Origin of the sequence: Nocardia neocaledoniensis, from assembly GCF_029868625.1 — a bacterium.
Taxonomy (GTDB): Bacteria; Actinomycetota; Actinomycetes; order Mycobacteriales; family Mycobacteriaceae; genus Nocardia; species Nocardia neocaledoniensis_A.
In genome coordinates this window covers 1-6,257 of record NZ_JARWOJ010000039.1, presented here as the reverse complement: position 1 = coordinate 6,257, position 6,257 = coordinate 1, and the positions used below count along the sequence as shown (strand labels likewise).

At 69.1% G+C, this 6,257-nt stretch carries 6 protein-coding genes; 4 read left to right on the top strand and 2 right to left on the bottom strand.

From position 1 onward, the window contains the following. Positions 1-206 precede the first annotated feature (206 nt). From QH270_RS01840 to QH270_RS01830, 3 genes are read left to right on the top strand one after another with little or no spacing between them, the layout of a single operon-like run. Positions 207-1,169, top strand: coding sequence for an AAA family ATPase (locus tag QH270_RS01840; RefSeq protein ID WP_280338590.1), 963 nt, complete (start codon positions 207-209; stop codon positions 1,167-1,169). Further along, the gene (locus QH270_RS01835; protein WP_280338589.1) at positions 1,166-2,440 is read left to right on the top strand and encodes a DUF58 domain-containing protein; all 1,275 of its coding nucleotides are present in this window, start codon (positions 1,166-1,168) and stop codon (positions 2,438-2,440) included. Before QH270_RS01840 ends, QH270_RS01835 begins: the two co-directional genes overlap by 4 nt. Next, positions 2,437-2,886, top strand: coding sequence for a hypothetical protein (locus tag QH270_RS01830; RefSeq protein WP_280338588.1), 450 nt, complete (start codon positions 2,437-2,439; stop codon positions 2,884-2,886). Before QH270_RS01835 ends, QH270_RS01830 begins: the two co-directional genes overlap by 4 nt. A 57-nt stretch (positions 2,887-2,943) precedes the next feature. On the opposite strand, the gene QH270_RS01825 is transcribed toward QH270_RS01830, so the two are convergent. Together QH270_RS01825 and kstD are read right to left on the bottom strand one after the other, a co-directional pair. Beyond that, positions 2,944-3,804 carry a MaoC/PaaZ C-terminal domain-containing protein gene (locus QH270_RS01825; RefSeq protein ID WP_280338587.1) on the bottom strand — a complete coding sequence of 287 codons (861 nt, stop codon included), beginning with the start codon at positions 3,802-3,804 and terminating at the stop codon, positions 2,944-2,946. Positions 3,805-3,891: 87 nt separating this feature from the next. Further along, the gene (gene kstD / locus QH270_RS01820) at positions 3,892-5,586 is read right to left on the bottom strand and encodes a 3-oxosteroid 1-dehydrogenase (protein ID WP_280338586.1); all 1,695 of its coding nucleotides are present in this window, start codon (positions 5,584-5,586) and stop codon (positions 3,892-3,894) included. A gap of 308 nt (positions 5,587-5,894) precedes the next feature. On the opposite strand from kstD, the gene QH270_RS01815 reads away from it, so the two are divergent. Continuing rightward, positions 5,895-6,257, top strand: a 363-nt coding sequence (locus QH270_RS01815) for a 2-keto-4-pentenoate hydratase (RefSeq protein WP_432420275.1), incomplete at its 3' end; no start/stop codon positions are given.

Genomic DNA, 6,257 nt, shown 5'->3' with positions numbered 1-6,257 from the left:
TACTCCCGCCCCCGGGGCGGGGGGCCCCCACCCCCGGGCCCCCCCCGGGCCCCCGCCCAAAAACTCCTTTGGGTCCCTTATTTGGGGCGCGGGGTCCCCCCGGCTACCGGGGCTCGGGGCCACCTGGGCGGCCGCGCACCGGGTAGGGCGGCGCTGGATGAGATCCTGCGCCGATTGCAGACGATGTGAGGGGTTAGAGGCCACCGATGACCATGCCGTTGAACGTGACCGTCCAGCGCTCCGACGCCGTGCTGCGTGAGCTGGGCCGGGTCGTGGTCGGCAAGCGAGATGAGATGCAGCTCATCATGATCGCCGTCCTGTCCGGAGGACACATCCTCATCGAGGACCTGCCCGGTCTCGGGAAGACGCTGATCGCGCGGTCCTTCGCCGCCGCGCTCGGCCTCGACTTCACCCGCGTGCAGTTCACACCCGACTTACTGCCCGCCGACCTGCTCGGCTCGACGATCTACGACATGTCGTCGGGTCGGTTCAACTTCCGTCGCGGTCCGGTTTTCACGAATGTGCTGCTCGCCGACGAGATCAACCGCACCCCGCCCAAGACCCAGGCCGCGCTGCTGGAGGCCATGGCCGAGGGACAGGTGAGCATCGACGGCGAAACCTTCCTGCTGCCACAGCCTTTCATCGTCCTGGCCACCGACAACCCGATCGAGTACGAGGGCACCTACCCGCTGCCGGAAGCCCAGCTCGACCGGTTCGCCATCCAGCTGCGCCTCGGCTACCTCTCCGAACTGGACGAGACGCAGATGATCCGGCGCAGGCTCGAGCGCGGGGCGACCCCGCCGCAGGTCGGACAGGTCGTCGACGCGCAGGGGCTGATGGAGATGCGCCAGTCGGTCGAATTCGTCACCGTGCATCCCGATGTCGTGAACTACGTGGTGGCGCTGGCCTCCGCGACCCGCAGTCACCCGCAGGTGGAGGTCGGCGCCAGCCCGCGCGCCGAGCTCGATCTGGTGCAGATGTCGCGGGCTCGCGCGCTGCTGCTCGGACGCGACTACGTGATCCCGGAGGACGTCAAGGCGCTCGCGGTGCCCGCCATGTCGCACCGCATCACGCTGCGCCCCGAGATGTGGGTGCGCCGGATTCGCGGTGAGGACGTCATCACCGAGCTGCTACGCCGTCTACCGGTGCCCCGCGCCACCAGCACATGAAGCACCGCGACGAATCCAGGACCGTCGAGGTCGACCTGCGGTGGCGACCGGCACCGCTGGTGTTCATCCTGGCCGGATGCGCGGCGGTCGCGCTGGTCGTCGCGGTCCTGCGGGGGCAGTGGCAGCTCGTGGTCTTCGCCGCGCCGATGCTCGGGGTGCTGGTCACCGCGCCGTGGCAGCAGAACCCGACCAGGATCCAAGTCGACGGCAGCGGCACGGTGCGCTGCTTCGAAGGTGAGGTCGTCGGCTGCAACGCGGTCGCGTTCGTGGAACGGGGGCATGCGCTGCTGCGGATGACCGCGGTGCCGCTGACCGGGCTCGACATCGAGGTCGAGGAGGCGCACGATTCCGGCACGGCGCCCGCGGGCATGCGGCTCGGCCTCTCGGCGACGCGTTGGGGCCGATATCCCGTGCAGGTCAAGGTGTCCGCGCTGAGCCCGGCGGGGCTCGCGGTCGCCACGGCCGAGCTGCCCGCCGCCAAGCTGTACGTGTACCCGATCGCCGATCCGCAGCGAATGCGTATGCCGCGCACCGAACTTCCCGACCGGATCGGTACCCATCTCACCCGTAAGCACGGTCCCGGCGTCGAATACGCCGACATCCGCGCCTTCGCGCCCGGCGATCAGCTGCGCACCGTGAACTGGCCGGTGAGCGCGCGTCGCGGCAGGCTCTACGTCACCGAACGCTTCACCAATCGGTCCGCCGACGTGGTCGTGCTGGTCGACACCTCCCAGCAGGCGCCAGGTCCGGCCACCGCGTCGCTGGAGTTGTCGGTGCGCGGCGCGGCGCAGGTGGTGCAGTCCACGCTGCAGGCCGGTGACCGCACCGCTGTTGTCTGCCTGGGTGATTCGCCGCGCTGGCTGCGCCCCGACATCGGCCGCAGGCAGTTCTACCGGATCGTCGACACCGTGCTCGGCGTCGGCGACGAGCACGTCCCCACGACCGGCACCCTGGCCCCGCACGCGGCGGTGCCGATCGGCGCGATCGTGGTCGCCTTCTCCACCCTGCTCGACACCCAGTTCGCGCTGGCCCTGATCGACCTGCGCAAACGCGGGCACGTGGTGGTGGCGGTCGATGTCCTGCGCGGTACCCCGTTCGAGGACGGACTCGACCCGACGATGGCCAGGATGTGGCAGCTCGAGCGCGCGTCGATGTATCGCGACATGGGTTCGGTCGGCGTCGACATCATCGCCTGGCCCGCCGAGACCAGGCTCGACCAGGCCATGCGGTTGCTGCCGCAACACCGCCGGACGGTGCGGGTGCGGCGATGACCAGATTCCTCGCCCTGCTCGCCGGCCTGCTGCTGGTCGCCGCGGTCGCGCTGATCAATCCGTTCGCGGGGGTGGCCGCACTGGCGCTCGTGGTCGTCAGCTGGTGGTGGCGCCCCGCCGCCGTCGGCGCGGTGCTGGTGGCGATCGGGGCACTGGCGTTCTCCGACGTGGGGGTGATCGCCGCCGCGGCGACCGGCCTGGTGGCGACGACCTACCTGCTCAATGCCGCGGTGCTGCACGCGCCGGAAGGTGTTGTGCCGACGACGATTCCGTCGGTCGGTGGCGCGGTCCTGTTCAGCATCGCCGCCGCCACCGCCGCCCTCGTGCCGGTGGAACTGGTGTGGGCGCCGCTGGCCGCGCCGGTGTTGATCGTGCTGATCTACGCGCTCCTGGTCGGCGGGTTGGCGGACCGGTCGGCCACCGCCGCGGAGGCACCCGCGGACTGACCCGAGACGACGATGCCCGCCGGTCGCGATGACCGGCGGGCAGATCGGATACTCGGCTCAGGCGATGCGCAGCGCCACCTCGCCGAGGACGGGCGCGTCCTCGCGCTCGACCACGGTGACGGCGCCGATCAGCTCGTCGCCCTCGCGCCACACCTTGATCCGCAGCGTCTCGCCCGGGTACAGCACGCCGGCGAACTTGGCCCTGAACCCGGCGACCCGGCTCGCGTCACCGTCGAGCAGCTCGTCGGTGATCGCCTTGCACGCCACGCCGTAGGTGCACAGGCCGTGCAGGATCGGCGCGGGAAAGCCCGCGCCCTTGGCGAATTCGGGATCGGAGTGCAGCGGGTTGCGGTCACCGCAGAGGCGGTAGAGCAGGGCCTGCTGCGGCAGCGTGGGGGTCAGGATCTCCCCGTCGGGGGCGCGCTCCGGCAACGTGGCCTTGGCGCTGGGCCCGCGCTCGCCACCGAAACCGCCCTCGCCCCTGGCGAAGATCGAGGAGCGCACCGTCCACAGCGGCTCGCCGTCGGAGCCGACGACGGTGTGCTCCTGCACGATCACCGCGTTGGTGCCCTTGTCCCAGATCTCGCTGATGCGGCCGGTGCTCGTCGCCTTGCCGCTCGCGGGAATCGGCTTGTGCACCACCACTTCCTGGTGTCCGTGCACGACCTTGGCCAGGTCGATCTCGATGCCGGGGAAGCTCACCTTCGGCGGCTCGGTCTCACCGAGGGTCGGCGCCACCGTGGCGAAGGTCGGCAGCACCTGCGGCGCGGTGTCGTCGAGGTAGCTCAGCTCGACCGGGTCGGTCTGCCGCGCGCCCGCGCCGAGACCGAGGTGGTAGAGCTGCACATCGGTGGGCGTCCAGCTGAACTCGCGCGCGGGCAGCGTCGCGCCGAGCGCGGTGGCCAGATCAATGGGCACGGTGTTCTTCTCCTGTCTCGTTCGCCGACCCGTTCGCGGAGACGTCGAGCACGGCGAGATAGCCGATGGTGATCAAGGGACTGACGGTCATGTGGTCGCCTGGGACGAGTCGGCAGTCTTCTTCGCGGCGATGTCGAGGACCGCGAGGTAGGCGAAGGTGATCGCGGGGCCGATGGTGGCGCCGGGGCCCGCGTAGGTGTGGCCCATGACCGGGGCGCTGGTATTGCCCGCGGCGTAGAGGCCGTCGATCACCGAGTCGTCTTCGCGCAGCACACGTCCGGCGGTGTCGGTGACCAGCCCGCCCTTGGTGCCGAGGTCGCCGGGGACCATCTTGGCCGCGTAGAACGGGCCCTGCGAGATCTCGGCCAGGCACGGGTTGGGCTTCACGGTCGGGTCGCCGTAGTAGCGGTCGTAGTGGCTGTTGCCGCGGCCGTAGTCCTCGTCCTTGCCGGTGGCGGCGAAGCCGTTGAACCGGGTGACCGTCGCGGCCAGGTTCTCGGCCGGCACGCCGATCCGCTCGGCCAGCTCCTCGATGCTGTCGGCCTTGACGATGTAGTCGTTCTCCAGCCATCGCGAGGGGAACCGCTGACCCGGCTGCAGGCCCGCGAAGATGTAGCGGTTGCGGTAGCGCTGGTCGAACACCAGCCAGGCCGGGATGTTCTCGCCAGGTCCGGCGCCCTGTCCGTACTCGCCGCCGTACATGGTGTGCACGGCCTCGACGTACGGCGCCGATTCGTTGCCGAACCGCTCACCGCGATCGTTGACCATGATGGTGCCGGGCAGGTTGCGTTCGGCCAGCGCGAACCAGGGCTTGCCGCCCTTGAAGATGGTCGGACCCCACCACGCGTCCTCCATGAACCCGACCGTCGCGCCCGCTGCCATACCGGCGACGATGCCATCTCCGGTGTTGGCCGCGGCACCGGTTGTCCACTCAGTGGTTATCGGCTGTCGCTGGTACTTGGCGCGCATGTCGGCGTTGTGCTCGAAGCCGCCGCTGCCGAGGACCACGCCGTAGCGCGCGGTGAAGGTGACCGGCTCGCCGTCCACCGTGGCCTTGACGCCGGTGACCCGGCCGTCGGTGACCACCAGATCGGTGAGCGGGGTGTTCAGCAACACCGGCACGCCCGCGTCGAGCAGACCCTTGCGCATGGCGGCGATGATCGCCTGGCCCATGCCGAGCAGGTGCTTCCCGGTGAACTTGGCCAGGTAGGTGCGCGCGCCGACGCGCAGCGCGCGCATCATGCCCTTCGGGTGGCGCTTGATCAGGTTGAGCCGCACGAAGTCGGCCTGCATGACGACCACGTTCAGCGGCGCCTTGGCGTACGGGGGTTCCAGGTTGGCCAGTTCCGCGCCGAGGATCTTGCCGTTGAACGGCGTCGGTTCGCACGAACGGCCCTCGCCGAGGCCGCCGGGTGCTTCGGGGTAGTAGTCGGAGTAGCCGGGAACCCACTTCATCTTCAGCGGGGTGTGGTCCAGGACGAAGTCGAACGCCTCGGCCCCGCGATCGAGGTAGGTGTCGATCTTCTCCGCGGGCACCACGTCGCCGATGATGCTGTGCAGGTAGGTGCGGGCGTCCTCGCGATCGTCGGGCCGTCCCGAGGCCTTCAATGCCTTGTTACCCGGAATCCAGACGCCGCCGCCGGATCGGGCGGTGGAGCCGCCGTAGTGGGCGGCCTTCTCCAACAGCACGACGCTCAGTCCGTTGTGAGCCGCTGCGAGGGCGGCCGTCATCCCTGCGGCGCCGCTACCGACGACCACCACATCGTATTCCCGATCTGTCATATGCAACACGTTATAGAAGGGTTTGGCGGTTTGACAGTCCAAACTGGAACTTGTTCCAGTGGACTCGGCGTTTCTTCGCCACATACTGGAACGTGTTATAGAAATCACCTTCGGTCGCGTTGTATGGTCAGGTGAACGGCTGACGCAGACATGCGCAACCGGTTACAGTTTTGACGTCCGGAACTTCGGGCTTCGCCGCGCGCGCCAGCACATCTGCCGGGCTGCGCTGCGAGGCTCGACTGGACACGGTTCCAGTTTCGCTGGGAGCGTGGCCCACCCCTATCGACCGTGCTGCCAAGGAGGTCCGCGTGCTGCCCGACGCGGTACGAACTCAACTCGCCGATGAACTGGCCGATGCCGAGGAGAAGCGCGTCGCTGTGGCGCCGCTGATCGACCGGTACCCCGATATCGATGTGGTCGACGCCTACGAGATCCAGCTGCTCAACATCCAGCGTCGGCTGAAGGCCGGTGCCAAGGTGGTCGGGCACAAGGTGGGTCTGTCGTCGAAGGCGATGCAGCAGATGATGGGCGTGGACGAGCCCGACTACGGTCACCTGCTCGCCGAGATGGAAGTCTTCGAAGACGTCCCCGTCGACACCTCGAAATACCTGTTGCCGCGGGTGGAGGTCGAGGTCGGGTTCGTCCTCGGCGCGGACCTGCCCGGGCAGGAT

Bases quoted from the DNA above. Each gene is read 5' to 3' on its own strand.
- QH270_RS01840 (WP_280338590.1), top strand. From the start codon at position 207: ATGACCATGCCGTTGAACGTGACCGTCCAGCGCTCCGACGCCGTGCTG.
- QH270_RS01835 (WP_280338589.1), top strand. From the start codon at position 1,166: ATGAAGCACCGCGACGAATCCAGGACCGTCGAGGTCGACCTGCGGTGG.
- QH270_RS01830 (WP_280338588.1), top strand. From the start codon at position 2,437: ATGACCAGATTCCTCGCCCTGCTCGCCGGCCTGCTGCTGGTCGCCGCG.
- kstD (WP_280338586.1), bottom strand. From the start codon at position 5,586: ATGACAGATCGGGAATACGATGTGGTGGTCGTCGGTAGCGGCGCCGCA.